Origin of the sequence: Streptomyces sp. NPDC020884 (genome assembly GCF_044333935.1) — a bacterium.
Taxonomy (GTDB): domain Bacteria; phylum Actinomycetota; class Actinomycetes; order Streptomycetales; family Streptomycetaceae; genus Streptomyces.
Window position 1 is genome coordinate 147,122 of record NZ_JBIRRY010000015.1, and the last position, 18,239, is coordinate 165,360.

Consider the following 18,239-nt stretch of genomic DNA (forward strand, 5'->3'; position numbering starts at 1 on the left):
GGCGCGGAGGTACGGTGCCGGGCCGCGGCCCTTGGCGGTAGGCCGCGGTGGAGCGGGGGCGGGAGCGGGGGCCCGGGACGGTCGGGCCGCGGCGGAGCGGGGCGGGGCTTGGGGTGGTCGGGCCGTTGCCCCTCGGCGGGGTCAGGCCGGGGGCCCGGATGTCGGGGCGTGCCGACCGCTGAGCCGGCGTCGCCGGCCCGGATCCGGAAGCGGGAGGAGGCGGCCTCACGGCTCCGGGCGGCAGGATCCGGGAGCGGGAGGGGTGACCGCACGGCTCCGGGCGGCAGAATCCGGAAGCGGTGGCTTCACGGCTCCGGGCGGCAGGATCCGGGAGCGGGAGGGGTGACCGCACGGCTCCGGGCAGCCGGTAGGCCGTGCCGGTTCGGCCTTCTTCCGGTACCGGCCGACGTTGCTGCCCGCTCGGGCGGCGCTGTCCTTGTCACCAGCGCGTTCGTGTTCGGTTTCCTCCCCGACGCGCCCGGTCCGCGTATTCCGGTCACGACCCGCCCGGGGACTCCTCCGTGGCCCGTCAGCCGGCCGGGCGCGGTGTCCGTGAGCCCCGCACCGCCCTCCCGCATGCGGCCGATGGTGTTCCGCCGGTCGGCGGGGGAGTGCTGTTCACCCGGGGTTCGTGTGGGCGACGCCCCGGGGTGACAACCTCCCCGTGCCGGACCTGCGAGGTCCGGATCCGGGCCCCGGCGGGCCGGTCCCGGGCGGTTCGCCACGACGGGCTAGGGGTAGGACATGGAGAGCGTCTCAGCAGTCTTCGCCGGCACGGCCCTGGCGCTGTTCGGTGCCGCCCTGCTGATCTGGACAGGGGCGCGAGCCCTGCACCGCGCGCCGGTGGCGCACGGTGTGAGCCCCGTCGCCTCCACCGCACTCACGACGCTCTTCGGCGTAGTTTTCCTCGGCCTCGGCGTGTGGTGCTTCACGCTCGTCTGATTCCCGCCCCCGGCCGGGCGGGGCCCTGCCGGCAGGTTGCCCGGCGGCGACCTCGACCACCTCGGAAAACGTCCGCGCCGAGCCTCCGCGCCGCCCGGACCCGGCGGTCCGGGCGGCAGGAATGGCGGAAGTCGGGTTACCGTTCGAGTGGCCGTTGCGGGCTTTTGCCGTTTGACACGGGGGCGGGTTGTACCGTCACACTCCGCAGCGACAGCACCGCGGGCAGCGTCATGACGCTGCCCGGATGCCCATCGAGTGTCGACCGGAGAGAAGAGCGAAGTTGTCCCCGACCAGCGAGACCGCACAGGGCGGCCGCCGACTCGTCATCGTCGAGTCGCCTGCCAAGGCGAAGACGATCAAGGGCTATCTCGGCCCCGGATACGTCGTCGAGGCGAGCGTCGGGCACATCCGCGACCTCCCGAACGGCGCGGCCGAGGTCCCGGACGAGTACACCGGCGAGGTACGCCGCCTCGGAGTGGACGTCGAGAACGACTTCCAGCCCATCTATGTGGTCAATGCCGATAAGAAGGCCCAGGTCAGGAAGCTCAAGCAGCTGCTGGCCGAGTCCGACGAACTCTTCCTCGCCACCGATGAGGACCGCGAGGGCGAAGCCATCGCGTGGCACCTGCAGGAAGTGCTGAGGCCCAAGGTCCCGGTCCACCGGATGGTCTTCCACGAGATCACCAAGGACGCGATCCGGGCCGCCGTCGCCAACCCGCGCGAGCTCAACCAGCGCATGGTCGACGCCCAGGAGACCCGCCGCATCCTCGACCGCCTCTATGGCTACGAGGTCTCGCCGGTCCTGTGGAAGAAGGTCATGCCGAAGCTCTCGGCGGGCCGCGTCCAGTCCGTCGCCACCCGGCTCGTCGTCGAGCGGGAGCGCGAGCGCATCGCCTTCCGCTCCGCCGAGTACTGGGACCTGACCGGAAAGTTCGCCACCGGCCGCACCGGTGACGCCTCCGACCCCTCGACCCTCACCGCCCGCCTCAGCGCGGTCGACGGCCGCCGGATCGCCCAGGGCCGCGACTTCGGCCCCGACGGGCTGCTGAAGGCCGGCTCCGCCCAGACCCTGCACCTGGACGAGACGAACGCCCGCGCCCTGGCCGCCGCGCTCGCCGACTCCTCCTTCGCGGTCCGGTCCGTCGAGTCGAAGCCGTACCGCCGCTCCCCGTACGCCCCCTTCCGGACGACGACCCTCCAGCAGGAGGCGAGCCGCAAGCTGGGCTTCGGGGCGAAGGCGACCATGCAGGTGGCGCAGAAGCTGTACGAGAACGGCTTCATCACCTACATGCGTACCGACTCCACGACCCTCTCCGACACCGCGATCTCCGCGGCGCGGGCCCAGGTCACGCAGTTGTACGGGGCGAACTACCTGCCCGAGAAGCCGCGTACGTACGCCGGGAAGGTCAAGAACGCGCAGGAGGCGCACGAGGCGATCCGTCCCTCGGGCGACCGCTTCCGCACCCCCGCCGAGACCGGGCTCAGCGGCGACCAGTTCCGGCTCTACGAGCTGATCTGGAAGCGGACCGTCGCCTCCCAGATGAAGGACGCGACCGGCAACTCCGTCACCGTCAAGATCGGCGGCCGGGCGAGCGACGGCCGGGACGCCGAGTTCTCCGCCTCCGGCAAGACGATCACCTTCCACGGCTTCATGAAGGCGTACGTCGAGGGCGCCGACGACCCGAACGCCGAGCTGGACGACCGTGAGCGCCGACTGCCGCAGGTGGCCGAGGGCGACGCCCTGTCCGCCGAGGAGGTCACGGTCGACGGGCACGCCACCAAGCCCCCGGCCCGTTACACCGAGGCCTCGCTGGTCAAGGAGCTCGAAGAGCGCGAGATCGGCCGCCCGTCGACGTACGCCTCGATCATCGGGACCATTCTCGACCGCGGCTACGTCTTCAAGAAGGGCACGGCCCTCGTCCCGTCCTTCCTGTCCTTCGCCGTGGTCAACCTGCTGGAGAAGCACTTCGGCCGGCTCGTCGACTACGACTTCACCGCCCGCATGGAGGACGACCTCGACCGCATCTCGCGGGGCGAGGCCCAGTCCGTGCCGTGGCTCAAGCGCTTCTACTTCGGCGCCCAGCCCGGCGACGACACCGCCGGAGTCGGTGCGGCCTCCGACGCCGGCAACGGCGACGGCGACCACCTCGGCGGCCTGAAGGCACTGGTCACCGACCTCGGCGCGATCGACGCGCGGGAGATCTCCTCCTTCCCGGTCGGCAACGACATCAAGCTCCGCGTCGGCCGCTACGGCCCGTACATCGAGCGGGGCGAGAAGGACGCCGAGGGTCACCAGCGCGCCGACGTGCCCGAGGACCTGGCGCCCGACGAGCTGACCGTCGAGCTCGCCGAGGAGCTGCTGGCCAAGCCCAGCGGCGACTTCGAGCTGGGCGCGGACCCGGTCAGCGGCCACCAGATCATCGCCAAGGACGGCCGCTACGGCCCGTACGTCACCGAGGTGCTGCCCGAGGGGACGCCGAAGACCGGCAAGAACGCGGTGAAGCCGCGGACCGCCTCCCTCTTCAAGTCCATGTCCCTGGACACGGTCACCCTCGCCGACGCCCTCAAGCTGATGTCGCTGCCGCGCGTCGTCGGTGAGGACGCCGAGGGCGTCGAGATCACCGCGCAGAACGGCCGCTACGGCCCGTATCTGAAGAAGGGCACCGACTCCCGGTCGCTGACCGCCGAGGACCAGCTCTTCGACATCACCCTCGACGAGGCCCTCGCGATCTACGCCCAGCCCAAGCAGCGCGGGCGGGCCGCGGCCAAGCCGCCGCTGAAGGAGCTGGGCACCGACCCGGTCAGCGGTGCGCCGGTCGTGGTGAAGGACGGCCGCTTCGGCGCGTACGTCACCGACGGCGAGACCAACGCGACGCTGCGGACCGACGACAGCGTCGAGGACATCACGCCGGAGCGCGGCTACGAGCTGCTCGCCGAGAAGCGCGCCAAGGGGCCCGCCAAGAAGAAGACGGCCAAGAAGGCCCCGGCGAAGAAGGCGACGGCCAAGAAGACGGCCGCGAAGAAGACGACGGCCACCAAGACCACGGCCGCCAAGAAGACCGCGGCGAAGAAGACGACGACGGCCAAGAAGGCGACGACCGCCAAGACGGCCGCCAAGAAGACGACGGCTTCGGCCTCCTCCTCGGCCCCGTCGGACGACTGACGGCCCTCTCGCACGGACCGTCCCGTCGCACGCACCACTCCGCCGCCCGGCGCCTTGATCCCCGTGATCCGGACGCCGGGCGGCGGTGCGTCAGGGGCGGGCGGGAGACATGGCCGGAAGCTGTCTGCGTCCATATGTTCGGACGGGCCGACAGTCACCGCACCGCTGCCGATAGGCTGGGCGGATGACGCGAGCCGAGCAGCCAACGGTCGTGAGCCCCACCTCCGACACACTTGCCGCAGACTCACGCGAGCGCGCCGTACGGGCCCTGTTGCGTATTCCTCCGCTGAAGCGGTTGTGGAGCGCCCAGCTCGTCGGCGGTATCGGCGACGCACTCGCCCTTCTCGTGCTGGTGCTGCTGTCGCTGCAAGCGGCGGTCCTTGAGGGCTCATTCGGCACCGGATACCGCGGGGCGGCCTTCGCCGTCGCCGCCGTCTTCGGTGCCCGGATCCTTTCCACCCTGTTCTTCGGAGCCGTACTCCTGGGGCCCCTGACGTCCCTCACGGGGCCCGGCGGAAAGCTGGACCGGCGATGGCTGATGATCGGGGTGGACGGGCTGCGCCTGGCGCTGCTGGTCATCGCCCCGCTGTGGATCGACTGGACGCCGGACAAGGCGCTCATGATGATCCTCATCACCGTCTTCGTGACCGGCGCCGGTGAGCGCCTGTGGGCCGTGGCCAAGGACGGCGCCGCCCCGGCGCTGCTGCCCGCCCCGCCCCTCGAAGGCGCAGCCGTACGCCCCCTGCCCGACCACCTCGACGCCCTGCGTCGTCTTTCGCTCCGGACCGACTTCCTCGCCGTGCCCGCCGCCGCGGCGGTCCTGCTGGCCGCCACGCTGGTCGGCAACCTCCTCGGCTCGGGCCTGGAGTGGTTCTCCTTCCACCAGGCGGCCCTGGGGTCCTACGTCGCGGCCGGACTCTTCTCCGCCTCCATCTCCACCCTGTACTTCCTGGAGTTCCCGGCCATCCAGACGCCCCGGCCGCGCTCCCCGCTGGAGGGCCTGCGCCGCCCCGCCACCGGCAACGGCCCCGACAAGGGCCGCACCGGCGCCGTCCCGCTGCTCGTCGCGGTCTGCGCGGCCGTCGCCGGAGTCGTTGCCGCGGCCGCGGCCGTCTCCGTACTGCACGCCTACGACCTGGACGGCGGGCCCGCGACGTTCGCGCTGCTGATCCTCGGACTGACCGGCGGTACCGCCCTCGGCATCCGTACCGCGGGCCAGGTGCTGCCCGCCCTGTCCCGCCGCCGCCTGCTGGCGCTGGCCACCGCCGTCACGGGCCTCGCGCTCCTCGCGCTCGGCCTGGTGCCGGACACCGCGACCGGGCTGGGCGTCGCACTGCTCGCCGGTTATGCCGCCGGGGTCGCCGCGAACACCGGGCACACCCTGATCGACCAGGAGACCGAGGTGTTCCGGCAGGCCCGGACCACCGAGCACCTCCAGGCCGTCGTCCGGGTGCTCGTCGCGCTCGGCGCGGTCGCCGGGCCCCTGCTGGCCGCCGCGATCGGGCGGCACCGCCTGGTCGCGGGCGACTTCGTCTTCGCCCACGGCGGAGCCGCGTTCACGCTGATGCTGCTCGGCGCGCTGCTGCTGCCCGTCGCCGCGCTCGTCCTCGCCAAGACGGACGACCGGGCGGGCGTGCCGCTGCGCCGGGACCTGCGCGAGGCGCTGCGCGGGGGCGACCCGGCGGTCGCGCCCGCCGCCACCGGCTTCTTCCTCGTCCTGGAGGGCGGCGACGGAGCGGGCAAGTCCACCCAGGTCGAGGCGCTCGCCGAATGGATCCGGGCCAAGGGCCACGAGGTCGTCGTGACCCGCGAGCCCGGGGCCACCCCGGTCGGCAAGCGGCTGCGGTCGATCCTGCTCGACGTGTCCTCCGCCGGGCTGTCCAACCGGGCCGAGGCCCTGCTGTACGCCGCCGACCGCGCCGAGCACGTCGACTCCGTCGTCCGCCCGGCGCTGGAGCGCGGCGCGATCGTCATCTCCGACCGGTACATCGACTCGTCCGTGGCCTACCAGGGCGCGGGCCGGGACCTGGCCCCGACCGAGATCGCCCGGATCTCGCGGTGGGCGACGAGCGGCCTCGTACCGCATCTGACGGTGCTGCTGGACGTCGACCCGGCGACCGCGAGGGAGCGGTTCACCGAGGCTCCGGACCGGCTGGAGTCGGAGCCTGCCGAGTTCCACGAGCGGGTGCGGTCCGGCTTCCTGACCCTGGCCGCCGCCGATTCCACGCGTTATCTGGTGGTGGACGCCGGCCAGGAGCCGGAGTCGATCACCACGGTCGTACGCCACCGGCTCGACCAGCTCCTGCCGCTCTCCGAGGCCGAGGTCGAGGCCATCGAGGAGGCCCGGCGCCAGGCCGAGGAGGAGGCCCGGCGCAAGGCGGAGGAAGAGGCCGCGCGCAAGGCCGAGGAGGAGCGCCTGGAGAAGGAGCGCCAGGAACAGCTCGCCCGGCTGCGCGCCGAGGAGGAGGAGCGCAAGCAGCGCGAGCTGGAGGAAGCCCGCCGCCGTGAGGCCGAACGCCAGGCGGAGGAGGCCCGGCAGCGTGCCGAGGAGGCTCGCCGTCGCGCCGAGGAGGACCGGATCCGGCTGGAGGCCGAGGAGCGGGTCCGCGAGGCCGAGCAGGAGCGGCTGCGCCGGCAGGCCGAGGAGGAGGCCCGGCTCCGCAAGGAGGCCGAGGCACAGCGGCTGGAGAAGCAGCGCAAGGCCGAAGAGTCCCTGATGCGCGCCGAGGAGGCCCGTCGCAAGGCGGAGGCCGAGGCGGCCGCCCGTACGGAGGCGGCACGGGCGGAGGCCGAGCGGGCCGAGGCCGAGCGGGCGTCCCGCACGTCCCGTACGGAGACGTCCTCGCCCCTGTCCTCGCGGTCGGACGGCCCGTCCGTCCCGGAGAACGAGCTCACGGTGCCCACACCGATCGTGAACCCGAACGAGATCACGCAGCCGGTCCCGACGGCCCGACCGGAAGGCGACGCTCCTTCCGGCTCCGGCTCCGGCTCCGGCTCCGGCTCCGGCTCCGGTACGGGTACGGGCACGGGTTCCCGTTCCGGCTCCGGTCTGGGGGACGACGAGACGGCGATGCTGCCGCGCGTCACGGACCAGCGGCCGGCGGACCGGCGGCCGGTCCGGGACGCGGACGAGACAGCCGTGCTGCCGCCGGTGCCCGCCGATCAGCCCTCCGACCGGGTGCCCCAGGGCTTCTTCCGGGACGAGAGCCCGGCGTCCTCCTCCGCGGAGAACGAGAACGAGCGGACCCGGGAACTGCCGCAGGTCGAGGACCCGAACGCCGGGGAGACGCCCGACCGGCAGCAGGGCCGCCGCAAGCGCCCCCGCCCGGACTGGGCGGAGGAGACTCCGCTGGACGATCTGCCGACCCTGGCGGACGAGCTGCTCGGAGGCCAGGACGACGACGGCTCCGGGGGCCGGGGGCGCCGCTCGCGCGGCTGACGCCCGCCCTGCCCCACCGCCGACGGTGAAGTCCCGGCCCGTCCGTCCCTCCGGGGGCGGGCGGGCCGGACTGTCGGTGGCGTCCCCCACAATGGAGGGCGACGACGGACAGCGCACCGTGCCACCGCCGCACGACACCACCGGAAGGGCGGTGACCCATGACCGTATGGGACGACCTGGTCGGACAGGACCGGGTGCAGGAACAGCTCGCCGCTGCCGCCAAGGACGCCGATGCGCTGGTCACCGTCGTGGCCGAGGGAAAGCCCCGCGAGGCTGTCGAGCAGGGCTCGAAGATGACGCACGCCTGGCTGTTCACCGGACCGCCCGGCTCCGGCCGGTCCACGGCGGCGCGGGCCTTCGCCGCCGCGCTCCAGTGCACGAGCCCGGACCGGGCGCTGGGCGGCATCCCGGGCTGCGGCTTCTGCGACGGCTGCCACACGAGCCTGATCGGCACGCACGCCGACGTCCAGGTCATCCGCACGGACCTGCTCTCCATCGGCGTGAAGGAGACCCGCGACCTGGTCCGGCGCGCCCAGCTCTCCCCGGCGGTCGGGCGGTGGCAGGTCATCGTCATGGAGGACGCCGACCGCCTCACCGAGGGCGCGGGCAACGTCCTGCTGAAGGCCGTCGAGGAGCCCGCGCCGCGCACGGTCTGGATGCTGTGCGCGCCCTCGCTCGAAGACGTCCTGCCCACGATCCGTTCCCGCTGCCGGCACCTGACCCTGAGCACCCCGTCGGTGGAGGCCGTGGCCGACGTCCTGATCCGGCGCGACGGCGTCGACCCCGAGCGCGCGCACTCCGCGGCGCGGGCCACCCAGGGGCACATCGGCCGGGCCCGCCGCCTGGCGACGGACGAGCGGGCGCGGGCGCGGCGTGCCGCGGTGCTGAAGGTTCCGCTGCGGATCGCCGATGTGGGCGGCTGCCTCAAGGCGGCCCAGGAGCTGATCGACACGGCCACCGACGACGCCAAGCAGATGGCGGAGGAGGTCGACGTCAAGGAGACCGAGGACCTCAAGGCGGCGCTCGGCGGGGTGGCCGGTGGCCGGATGCCGCGCGGCACGGCGGGGGCGATGAAGGAGCTGGAGGACCGGCAGAAGCGCCGCAAGACCCGCACGCAGCGCGACAGCCTGGACCTGGCGCTGACCGAGCTCACCGGGTTCTACCGCGATGTGCTGGCGCTCCAGCTCGGTTCCCGGGTCGCCATCGCCAACGTCGACGTGCAGGACTCCCTCGACCGGATCGCGGAGTCCTCGACGTCCGCGCAGACCCTGCGCAGGATCGAGTCGGTGATCGCCTGCCGGGAGGCGATGGACCGCAATGTGGCGCCGCTGCTCGCGGTGGAGGCGATGACGATGGCGCTGCGGGCGGGATGACGAGGGCCCCGGTGTGCGGGCCCTGTTCACCCGAATGAGCAGGGAATCGGACGACTCGTCACCTGCCGGATACGCTCCGAGGATGGATACCAGGCGGCTGCTCCGCACCTTCGCCATCGGGATCGGCACTGCCGGCCTGCTCATCTCCGGCTGCAGTGGCAGCGGTTCGTCGCCGCATGCTTCGGCCACCGGCACCGCGGCTCCCGAGGGGCTGTCGTCGTACTACACGCAGAAGCTGAGCTGGCGCGACTGCGGGGTGGAGGGGTTCGCCTGCGCGACGATGAAGGCGCCGAAGGACTACGACAAGCCGGATGACGGTGACGTCGACCTCGCTGTCTCCCGTAAGAAGGCCACCGGACCGGGCCGGCGAATCGGTTCCCTCCTGGTGAACCCGGGCGGTCCCGGCGGCTCCGCGATCGGCTATCTCCAGGGGTACGCGGCACTCGGCTATCCGGCCCAGGTGCGGGCCCGCTACGACATGGTGGCCATCGACCCGCGCGGGGTGGCCCGCAGCGAGCCCGTCGAGTGCCTCACGGGCAAGGAGATGGACGCCTACACCCAGGTCGACCAGACGCCCGACGACGAGGCGGAGATCCAGCGGCTCAGCGGGGCCTTCGAGAAGTTCGCGCAGGGATGCGAGAAGCGGTCCGGCGAGATCCTGCCGTACGTCTCCACCGTCGACACGGCCCGCGACATGGACGTCCTGCGGGCGCTGCTCGGCGACGAGAAGCTCCACTACGTCGGAGCGTCGTACGGCACGTTCCTGGGCGCGACGTACGCGGACCTCTTCCCGGAGCGGGCCGGGCGGCTCGTCCTGGACGGGGCGATGGACCCGTCGCTGAAGGCCATCGACATGAACCGCGACCAGACGGCCGGCTTCGAGGGGGCCTTCCAGTCCTTCGCCGCCGACTGCGTCAAGCAGCCGGACTGCCCCCTCGGCACCACCTCCACCGCCGACGCGGCGACCGCGCTGAAGCAGCTCTTCAAGGACCTGGACGCGAACCCGATCCCGACCGGCGACGACCGCGAGCTGGGCGAGGCCCTGGCCACCACCGGGGTGATCGCCGCGATGTACGACGAGGCGGCCTGGCCGCAGCTGCGCGAGGCGCTGGCGGGGGCGCAGCGCAGCGACGGCTCCGGCCTGCTGTCCCTGGCCGACAGCTACTACGAGCGCGAGCCGAGCGGGAAGTACGCGAACCTGATGTTCGCCAACGCCGCCGTGAACTGCCTCGACCTGCCGCCCGCCTTCGACGGCCCCGACGCCGTCGAGAAGGCCCTCCCCGACTTCGAGAAGGCCTCTCCGGTCTTCGGCCGTGGCTTCGCCTGGGCCTCCCTGAACTGCGCCTACTGGCCCACCGAGGCCACCGGCACCCCGCACCGCACCGAGGCGAAGGGCGCCGACCCGATCGTCGTCGTCGGCACCACCCGCGACCCGGCCACCCCGTACACCTGGTCCCGCTCCCTCGCGGAGCAGCTCTCCTCCGGCACCCTGCTCACCTACGACGGCGACGGGCACACCGCGTACGGCCGGGGCAGCGACTGCATCGACACGGCGATCAACACGTACCTCCTGGAGGGCACCCCGCCCACCGACGGCAAGAAGTGCACCTGACCGCAGGACCTGACCGCCTGCCCTGACCACCGGACCTGCCCTGACCTGCCCTGACCTGTGCAGATGCCTCCGGGGGCGCCTTGTGCGGAGCACCCCCGGAAACTGTGTAGACTTGGCCCCGCTGCTGATCGCACCATAGTGCGACAGGCCGCGCCGCCTTAGCTCAGTTGGCCAGAGCAACGCACTCGTAATGCGTAGGTCTCGGGTTCGAATCCCGAAGGCGGCCCCGTCGAAACCCCAGGTCAATTCTCTGACCTGGGGTTTCTTCTGTGTTGGTGCCGGCATCCCGCCCTCGTCGAGTCCCGGGGCGGTGCGGCCCGTGTGACGCGCAAGGGGCCGCACCGCCTGGGTGTCGGACTTGTTGCCGGCCCCGTCGTGGCTGACGACGTACGGGATGTGGGGGCCGGTGTGGGTGGGGGTGAGCCTGACCGTCACGGAGCCGCCCGCCGATGACGGAGTGGCCTCGGTGGTGGGCGGGTTGGTGTTCGGCCCGTAGCTGTACTTCACCACGTCGGAGACGCCCCCGGAGGCCAGGGTGAACGATCCTTCGGTCCGGGCCGGTGCGCCCCAGACGCCGCCGTCACCGTCCGGGATCTCGGTGGAGGTCACGCCGGTCTGGTGATCGGTGCCGGGCCGCCCCCCCCGCCTGACGGGGAGCCGCGGCCGGTCAGCCGGCGGCGACCGCCAGTGCGGCGCGGTGGCCGGGGTGGCTGCCGCCGAGGTCGACCTCGCGGATGCTCCAGCCCGGCGGGTCGCCCGTCAGGTCGTCCGCCTCCAGCGGGCGGCCCAGGCCGATTCCCAGGCCCTTGAGATAGGCCTCCTTGCGCACCCAGACACGGGCGAAGCCCTGCGGGCGGAGCGCGGGGGGCAGCGCCCGCACCGATGCCGTCTCGGCGGGGTGGAACTGGTCGACCAGCTGCTCGATGGTGCGTTCGGCGGGCAGCGTCTCCACGTCGACGCCGACCGGACGCCCGGCGATGGCGACCACGGCGAGTTCCCGGGTGTGGCTCAGGGAGAAGTGCAGCCCGTGGTGGGGGGCGACCGCGGGGCGGCCGTGCGGTTTGCCGCAGCCCGGACAGGCCTCGCGCAGCAGGGTGATCTCCCGTGGCGGCAGGCCGAGTCGGGCGGCCAGCAGCAGCCGGACCGCCAGGTGGCCGGCCACGTAGGCGTGCCGATCCCGGTCGTGGACGAAGCGGGCCGCCTTCTTCGACTCCTCGTCGCTGAGTACGGACTCGGCGAGCCCGGCGGGGAGTTCAGGGACCACGGCTGCGGGCGACAGCCACACCGTGGGCGTCCCGGTCGGCGGCGGGGCCGGTTCACCGGTGCCCGCGGTGGCGGCCAGGGCAGGTAAGTCCAGGCTCCGCGCGGGGAGCGGGTCGATCTGCTTCACGGGGCGACTGTATCGAATCAACCCAGGCGTGAGAGACGACAGTTGGGGGCTACTCCGCCTCGCCCAGCAGCACCGAGGTGTTGATCCCGCCGAAGCCGAAGGCGTTGCTCAGCACCAGCCGCGGCCGTGCGTCCACGGCGGTGGCGGGGGCCAGGCGCAGCGGGGCGGCCTCGGGGATCGGCTGCTCGATGTTGGCGTTGGGGTGGATGAAGCCGTACCGGATCTGCTGTACGGCGGCGATCGCCTCGATCGCGGAGGCGGCCCCCAGGCAGTGGCCGATCAGCGACTTGGTCGCGTTCACCCAGACCTCGCCGGTGCGTTCGCCGAAGACCGTGCGGATCGCCTCGGCCTCGGTGGCGTCCCCGAGGGGCGTCGAGGTGGCGTGCGCGCTGACCAGATCGACCTGGTCGGCATCCCGGCCCGCTTCGGCGAGGGCCTGGCGCATCACCCGCACCTCCCCGTCGAGGGACGGCGTGGTGAGCCGGCTGCCGTGCAGCGCCGACGCGCCGCCGAGCAGCGTGGCGAGCGGCCGGGCGCCGCGCCGGTCGGCGTGCTCCCGGGACTCCAGCAGCAGGGCGGCGGCACCCTCGCCGTAGATGAACCCGTCGTGCTGCGAGTCGAACGGGCGGCTGCGTTCCGGAGCCGGTTCCTGCTGCGTTTTGGCCCCGAGCGCACCGAGGTTGAACAGCGCCATCCGCTCGACCGGGGAGAGTTCGGTGACGGGGGCGACGACCAGGCACACATCCGCGTATCCGTCCCGCACCATGCGCAGGCCGGTGATGAGGCCGACGTTGCCTGCGGCGGAGGCCCCGCCGGTGCTCAGCCCCTCGCCGAGGCAGCCGAGGAGCTCGGACACGGTGCCCAGCAGGTCGGTGTCCCACAGTTCGACGGCGTAGCTGGGGCGCACGTAGGACGGCGACTTGCGGAATCGGCGGCCCATGTCCTGGTACAGCTCATGGGCCTGGTTGCCCCCGGCGATGACGACCCCGGTGCGGGTGGTGTCCCGGTCGGCGGGCAGGGCGGCGTGCGACCACGCCTCGACGGCCGCGAGCAGCGCGTACTGCTTGGAACGGGTCGCCCGGCGCATCAACGACCCTAGCCGTCCCCGCAGTTCGGGGTCGGTACCGGTCAGCAGCGTGTCGAGGACGTCGCGGGGTGAGCTGTGCGGGATGGCCGTCACGCCCACGGCGGCCGGCAGTCCGTCGTCCGGGGGCTGGAACGTCACGCCGGGGACGCCGTCGCGCAGTGACCCGGTGAACTCCGCGAGGCCGCTGCCGCCGGCGCACTGCACCCCGAGCCCGGTGATGACGGCCCTGCTGTCTCGACTCACGGCAGGAGGTCCGCCAACAGGCTCTTCAGGTGGGCGAGTTCGCTGCCGAACGGAGTGATGATCGGGTAGGTGCGGTAGCCGCGGTGGCTGGTCTTCATGATGGTGGAGAGGGTCGACGACGGGGTGAGGTCGACATAGCGGGCCTCGCTCGCGCCGGGGACCGCGGCCAGCGACCTGGTGAAGCTGATGGGCCGGCGCAGGGTGTTCCAGCAGTCCTCGGGGGTCCATCGGGTGAGGATGCCGGCGGTGGTGGCGGAGACCACCACGGGTGCCGTGGGGGCCGTGCCGTCCGCCAGATCGAAGGAGAACGACGAGGCGAGCGCGGTGACTTCCTCGCGCACCGTGTCCAGCGCGGAGGAGTGGAACGCCTTGGAGACCGGCAGCGGCACGGCCATCAGCCCGCGCTCCTTGAGGGCCACCCTGGCCCGCTCCAGCCCCTGGGGCTCACCGCTGAGCACGAAGTGGCCGTCGTGGTTCACGGACGCCATCTCGGTGTGCTGGTGCAGGATCGGCAGTTCCTCGTGCAGCCGGGGGTCCCCGAGAACGGCCAGCATCCCGCCCCGCGGGAGCCTGCGGTCCAGCAGTTGTGCCATGTCGATCACGAACCGCAGACCGTCCTCCGGCGCCACATGTCCCGCGATGGCGAGGGCGCCGAATTCTCCGAGGCTGGAACCGACCAGTATGTCGGGCCGTAGACCCTCTGCGGCGAGCGCCGCAGCGAGGGAATACTCGACCATGAAGATGGCGGCATTGGACTTCGGTAGGTCGTCGAATGCGTCGGCTATCCCGCGCGACGGATCGTACATGCCGGCCGTGACCGACCAGCCGTAGTGATCCAGGCACACGGCATTCAGTCGGTCCATGGTGCTGCGAAACTCGGAGTTCTGCTCATAGAGAGATGAAGCCATCCCTATGTACTGCGAACCTTGACCGCCGAGAAGGTACACAGTATTGCTCACGATGGATCCCCCGGGAAACTTGTTGTGAACTGCTGTCGGCGGTTTGTCGATTACTGATGAGTAGCGCCGCCGGTGTTTGGCCGGGCGCTCATGCCCTGTGCTTACCAGAAGGGCTGGAGAAGATTACGGGCCGCTCCGGCCCTCGTCAACTCGGCTCATTTTGCGGCTCGTTGGGGGGCTCGTCCGGGGAACACCGCAGGTCGGGCGCGGGTGTCGGATATCTCTGCTGTTGGCCCGATGTGGTCGATATGCGGGGGAAATGGCAATAGGGATTCGGTGTACCGGATGGCGCCGGTCGGGGCGTGGGTCATCTTTGGTGGGGTGTGTGAATGATTCGGTGACCTGCGCATACCATCGTCCCGCCGGTCCAGAAACTCCGCGCTTCGTTACGATCCGGTAAACGAGCTCTGGGGTGGTTGATTTTGAGTCAGCCCATGGGGTGCAATGGTCGCCACCTCCTCCTATGTAGTTCTCGTGGGCGGAGGGGGGAACGGGGACCTCACTTTTTGGTGACGGAGTGTCAGTCGGGGGGCGCAGCGAATCTCTCTTATTTGTGTTGTCTGCATGGCGTGCCGCGATTGCGTTTATGCGCCTGTGGTCATGTTTGCATGCTGACTCCGCTTGGAATGGATAATTCTCCGAGTGGGGTGCCCGGCGGGCTGTCGAATCTGAGGAATTCCTGGCTTTCCGCCTTTCTTGTAACCCCGAGTGATGCTGGACGATCCCGGCCGTGACACGGCAGGCGCTCCGGCTTCCAGGGACGCGCGGAGGGGACTGACTTACCGTCATGATCGCTTACCTTTTTCCTGGGCAGGGATCGCAGCAACTCGGCATGGGCGCCGACCTGTTCGATGAGTTCAAGAAGCTCACGGACATCGCCGACGAGGTGCTCGGCTACTCCATCCGCTCCCTCTGTCTCGACGAGCCGGAGCGCCTGGGCAACACCGAGTACACCCAGCCGGCCCTGTACGTCGTCAACGCGCTGAGCTATTACCAGCTCCTCGAAGAGGGCAAGCCGCGCCCCGACTACGTCGCCGGGCACAGTCTGGGCGAGTACAACGCGCTGCTGGCCGCCGACGTCTTCGACTTCATGACCGGGCTGCGGCTGGTCAAGAAGCGCGGTGAGCTGATGGGGCAGGTCAGCGGGGGCGGCATGGCCGCCGTGCTGGGCCTCGGCGAGCAGGAGGTGCTGGACGTCCTGCGGGACTCCGGCCTCGACAGCATCGACGTGGCCAACCTCAACTCCCTCACCCAGACGGTCATTTCGGGACCGCGCGAGGACGTCGAGCAGGCCAAGGACCTCTTCATGGCGGCCAACGCGCAGTCCTACTCCGTACTCAAGGTCAGCGGGGCGTTCCACTCCCGCCAGATGGTCGAGTCCCAGCGCGAATTCGCTTCCTATGCCCACCAGTTCGAGCTGCGTCCGCCCACCGTGCCGGTCATCGCCAACGTCACCGCGCGCCCCTACCGCCGTGACCGCGTCGTCGACACCCTGGTCTCGCAGATCTCGTCCCCCGTCAGATGGTGCGACAGCGTGCGCTATCTGATGGGCAAGGATGTGGAGGAGATGGCGCAGGTCGGCCCCGGCCGGGTGCTGACCGGACTGGTGCGCAGCATCCGGCGCAAGGCCGAACCCCTCATCGTCACGCCGGAGGAGGAGCGGGAGGCCGCCCTGCTCAACGAGCCGTCGCAGCGCACGGACGTCACCGCACCCGCCACCACATCCGCAGCCACCGTCGCACCGGCCGCCGCCGCCCCCCTCGCCGTCACCGCCGCCGACACCGCCTCCGCCGCACCGGCCGCCGCCCGGACCATCCTGGCGACCGACCTGGGCAGCGCGAGCTTCCGGCGGGACTACGGGCTGCGTTACGCCTGTGTCACGGGCGGCATGTACCGCGGGATCGCCTCCCCCGAACTGGTCGCCGCCGTGGGGCGCGCGGGAATGCTGGGCTTCCTCGGCACCGCGGGCCAGACCGTCGACCAGGCGGAGGCGGGCATCCGCCGGCTGAAGCAGACCCTCACCGACGGCACGCCGTTCGGCGTCAACCTGGTGCACGACCCGCGGCGCGCCGGGTGGGAGGACAGCCTCGTCGACCTGCTGCTGCGGCACGACATCCGCGTCGCGGAGGTCTCCGCCTTCATCACGCTGACGCCCGCCGTGGTCCGCTACCGACTGACCGGGCTGCGCCGCGAGGCGGACGGCCGGGTCGTACCGCGCCACCGCGTCATCGCCAAGGTCTCCCGGCCCGAGGTCGCCAAGGCCTTCCTCAGCCCGGCCCCCGCCCGGCTGGTCGGCCAACTGCTGGAGCAGGGCCGGATCACCGCCGAGGAGGCCGAACTCGCCGCGGACCTCCCCGTCGCCGACGACCTCTGCCTGGAGGCGGACTCCGGGGGCCACACCGACCAGGGCGTCGCGCTCGCCCTGCTGCCCTCCGTCCGGCGCCTGCGGGACACCGTGACCGCCCAGTACGGCTACCGGCAGCGGGTCCGCCTCGGCGCAGCCGGAGGGATAGGCACCCCGGAAGCCGCCGCGGCCTGCTTCCTGATGGGCGCGGACTTCGTCACCACCGGGTCCATCAACCAGTGCACCGCGGAGGCCGGGACCAGCGAGCAGGTCAAGGACCTGCTCCAGGACATCGACATCCAGGACACCGACTACGCCCCGGCCGGCGACCTCTTCGAGTACGGCTCCCGTGTGCAGGTGCTGCGCAAGGGCGTGCTGTTCCCCGCCCGCGCCAACAAGCTGTACGAGCTGTACAAACGCCACGACTCGCTGGACGAGATCGACGCCACGACGGCCGGGCAGCTCCAGACCCGGTACTTCGGCCGGACCTTCGACGAGGTGTACCAGGAGGTGCGCGCCCACCACCCCGCGGCCGAGATCGAGAAGGCGGATCAGGACCCCAAGCACAAGATGGCCCTGGTCTTCCGCTGGTACTTCGGCTACTCGACGCAGGCCGCCCTCAGCGGCTCCGACGAGGGCCGGGTGGACTACCAGGTGCACTGCGGGCCCGCCCTCGGAGCCTTCAACCAGTGGGTCAAGGGCACCGAGCTCCAGGACTGGCGTCGCCGCCGGGTCGCGGAGATCAACCTCCGCCTCCTCCAGGAGGCCGCGGACCTCATGGCGCGGCGACTGCTCGCGGTGGGGACCGACTGAATGGAACCTTCAGCAATAGTGGTGCACCGTCAGAAGTCGGTGTGCCGGGTCAGGTTCAACCGTCCGGAACAGCAGAACGCGATCAACGACGCCGTGATCCGCGAGCTGCACGCGCTGCTCGACTCCTGCGAGAAGGACGGGACCACCGTCGTGGTGCTGGAGGGCGACGAGGAGGCCTTCTGCGTCGGCGCCGACTTCACCGCCTTCACCGCGCCGGAGGCGGACGCCACCGGCGCCCCGGCCGAGTACGACCCCTCGCCGCTCTACGACCTGTGGCTGCGGATGGCCACCGGCCCGTACATCACGGTCTCCCACGTCCGGGGCAGGACCAACGCCGGAGGCATCGGCTTCGTCGCGGCCTCCGACATCGTGATCGCCGACACCACCGCCACCTTCGGCCTCTCGGAGCTGCTGTTCGGCCTGTACCCGGCGATGGTGCTGCCGTTCCTGGTGCGACGCGTCGGATTCCAGCGCGCCAACTACCTGACGCTGACGACCCGGGCCGTCGACGCGCGGCAGGCCACCGAGTGGGGACTCGTCGACAGCAGCGCCGAGCGCAGCGGCCCGCTCCTCGCCCGGCATCTGGGCCGGTTGAGCAAGCTGTCCGGCGACGGCATCGCCCGGTACAAGCGGTTCGTGAGCACGCAGATCGCCCCGCTGGAGAGGCACCGCGACCCCGCGGTGGCCGCGAACCGGGAGATCTTCTCCGACCCGGCCAACCTGCGGCGCATCACCCGCTTCGTGGAGCACGGCATCTACCCGTGGGAGCGTCACGGCTCGCACGGGGAGACCTCCACCGCTCGGGACGCCTCATGACTCCGGGCCCGGCCCGGGGCGGACAGCGCCGGGCTCCCCGCTGTCGGCGGTTGCCCTC

General features: G+C 71.7%; 11 protein-coding genes and 1 tRNA gene. 9 read left to right on the forward strand and 3 right to left on the reverse strand.

The window, feature by feature from the left end; genetic code table 11:
- Nucleotides 1–744 precede the first annotated feature (744 nt).
- The 7 genes from ACH4UK_RS35780 (at nucleotide 745) to ACH4UK_RS35810 (ending at nucleotide 11,025) form a co-directional block, all read left to right on the forward strand.
- A complete protein-coding gene (locus ACH4UK_RS35780) occupies nucleotides 745–942 on the forward strand; it encodes a hypothetical protein (RefSeq protein ID WP_032791540.1) in 198 nt (65 codons plus the stop codon).
- 280 nt (nucleotides 943–1,222) lie between these two features.
- The gene (gene topA, locus ACH4UK_RS35785) at nucleotides 1,223–4,105 is read left to right on the forward strand and encodes a type I DNA topoisomerase (RefSeq protein ID WP_398363239.1); all 2,883 of its coding nucleotides are present in this window, start codon (nucleotides 1,223–1,225) and stop codon (nucleotides 4,103–4,105) included.
- A gap of 184 nt (nucleotides 4,106–4,289) precedes the next feature.
- Nucleotides 4,290–7,544 carry a dTMP kinase gene (tmk, locus tag ACH4UK_RS35790; protein WP_398363241.1) on the forward strand — a complete coding sequence of 1,085 codons (3,255 nt, stop codon included), beginning with the start codon at nucleotides 4,290–4,292 and terminating at the stop codon, nucleotides 7,542–7,544.
- A 158-nt stretch (nucleotides 7,545–7,702) separates the two neighbouring features.
- The gene (locus ACH4UK_RS35795; protein WP_398363242.1) at nucleotides 7,703–8,917 is read left to right on the forward strand and encodes a DNA polymerase III subunit delta'; all 1,215 of its coding nucleotides are present in this window, start codon (nucleotides 7,703–7,705) and stop codon (nucleotides 8,915–8,917) included.
- Between the two features lie 82 nt (nucleotides 8,918–8,999).
- Nucleotides 9,000–10,529, forward strand: a complete 1,530-nt coding sequence (locus ACH4UK_RS35800) for an alpha/beta hydrolase (protein WP_398363244.1) — start codon at nucleotides 9,000–9,002, stop codon at nucleotides 10,527–10,529.
- A gap of 152 nt (nucleotides 10,530–10,681) precedes the next feature.
- A tRNA-Thr gene (locus tag ACH4UK_RS35805) sits at nucleotides 10,682–10,755 on the forward strand.
- Between the two features lie 123 nt (nucleotides 10,756–10,878).
- Entirely contained in the window at nucleotides 10,879–11,025 is a 147-nt protein-coding gene (locus ACH4UK_RS35810) for a hypothetical protein (RefSeq protein WP_398363246.1), read from the forward strand.
- Nucleotides 11,026–11,196: 171 nt separating this feature from the next.
- Here ACH4UK_RS35810 and ACH4UK_RS35815 read toward each other — a convergent pair whose 3' ends face one another.
- The 3 genes from ACH4UK_RS35815 to ACH4UK_RS35825 are packed head-to-tail and all read right to left on the reverse strand — an operon-like array spanning nucleotide 11,197 to nucleotide 14,208.
- Nucleotides 11,197–11,919 carry a 4'-phosphopantetheinyl transferase family protein gene (locus ACH4UK_RS35815; protein ID WP_398363248.1) on the reverse strand — a complete coding sequence of 241 codons (723 nt, stop codon included), beginning with the start codon at nucleotides 11,917–11,919 and terminating at the stop codon, nucleotides 11,197–11,199.
- 49 nt (nucleotides 11,920–11,968) lie between these two features.
- Complete coding sequence (locus ACH4UK_RS35820) at nucleotides 11,969–13,249, reverse strand: beta-ketoacyl synthase N-terminal-like domain-containing protein (RefSeq protein WP_398363250.1); 1,281 nt, start codon at nucleotides 13,247–13,249, stop codon at nucleotides 11,969–11,971.
- On the reverse strand, nucleotides 13,246–14,208 hold the full coding sequence (locus ACH4UK_RS35825) for an acyltransferase domain-containing protein (protein WP_398363251.1): 963 nt from the start codon (nucleotides 14,206–14,208) through the stop codon (nucleotides 13,246–13,248). The genes ACH4UK_RS35820 and ACH4UK_RS35825 overlap by 4 nt, the downstream gene beginning before the upstream one ends.
- A gap of 787 nt (nucleotides 14,209–14,995) precedes the next feature.
- Between ACH4UK_RS35825 and fabD the strand changes: the two genes are divergently transcribed.
- Together fabD and ACH4UK_RS35835 are read left to right on the forward strand one after the other, a co-directional pair.
- Nucleotides 14,996–17,365, forward strand: coding sequence for an ACP S-malonyltransferase (gene fabD / locus ACH4UK_RS35830; protein WP_398363253.1), 2,370 nt, complete (start codon nucleotides 14,996–14,998; stop codon nucleotides 17,363–17,365).
- The gene (locus ACH4UK_RS35835) at nucleotides 17,366–18,181 is read left to right on the forward strand and encodes an enoyl-CoA hydratase/isomerase (RefSeq protein WP_398363255.1); all 816 of its coding nucleotides are present in this window, start codon (nucleotides 17,366–17,368) and stop codon (nucleotides 18,179–18,181) included.
- The last annotated feature ends 58 nt before the right edge of the window (nucleotides 18,182–18,239 follow it).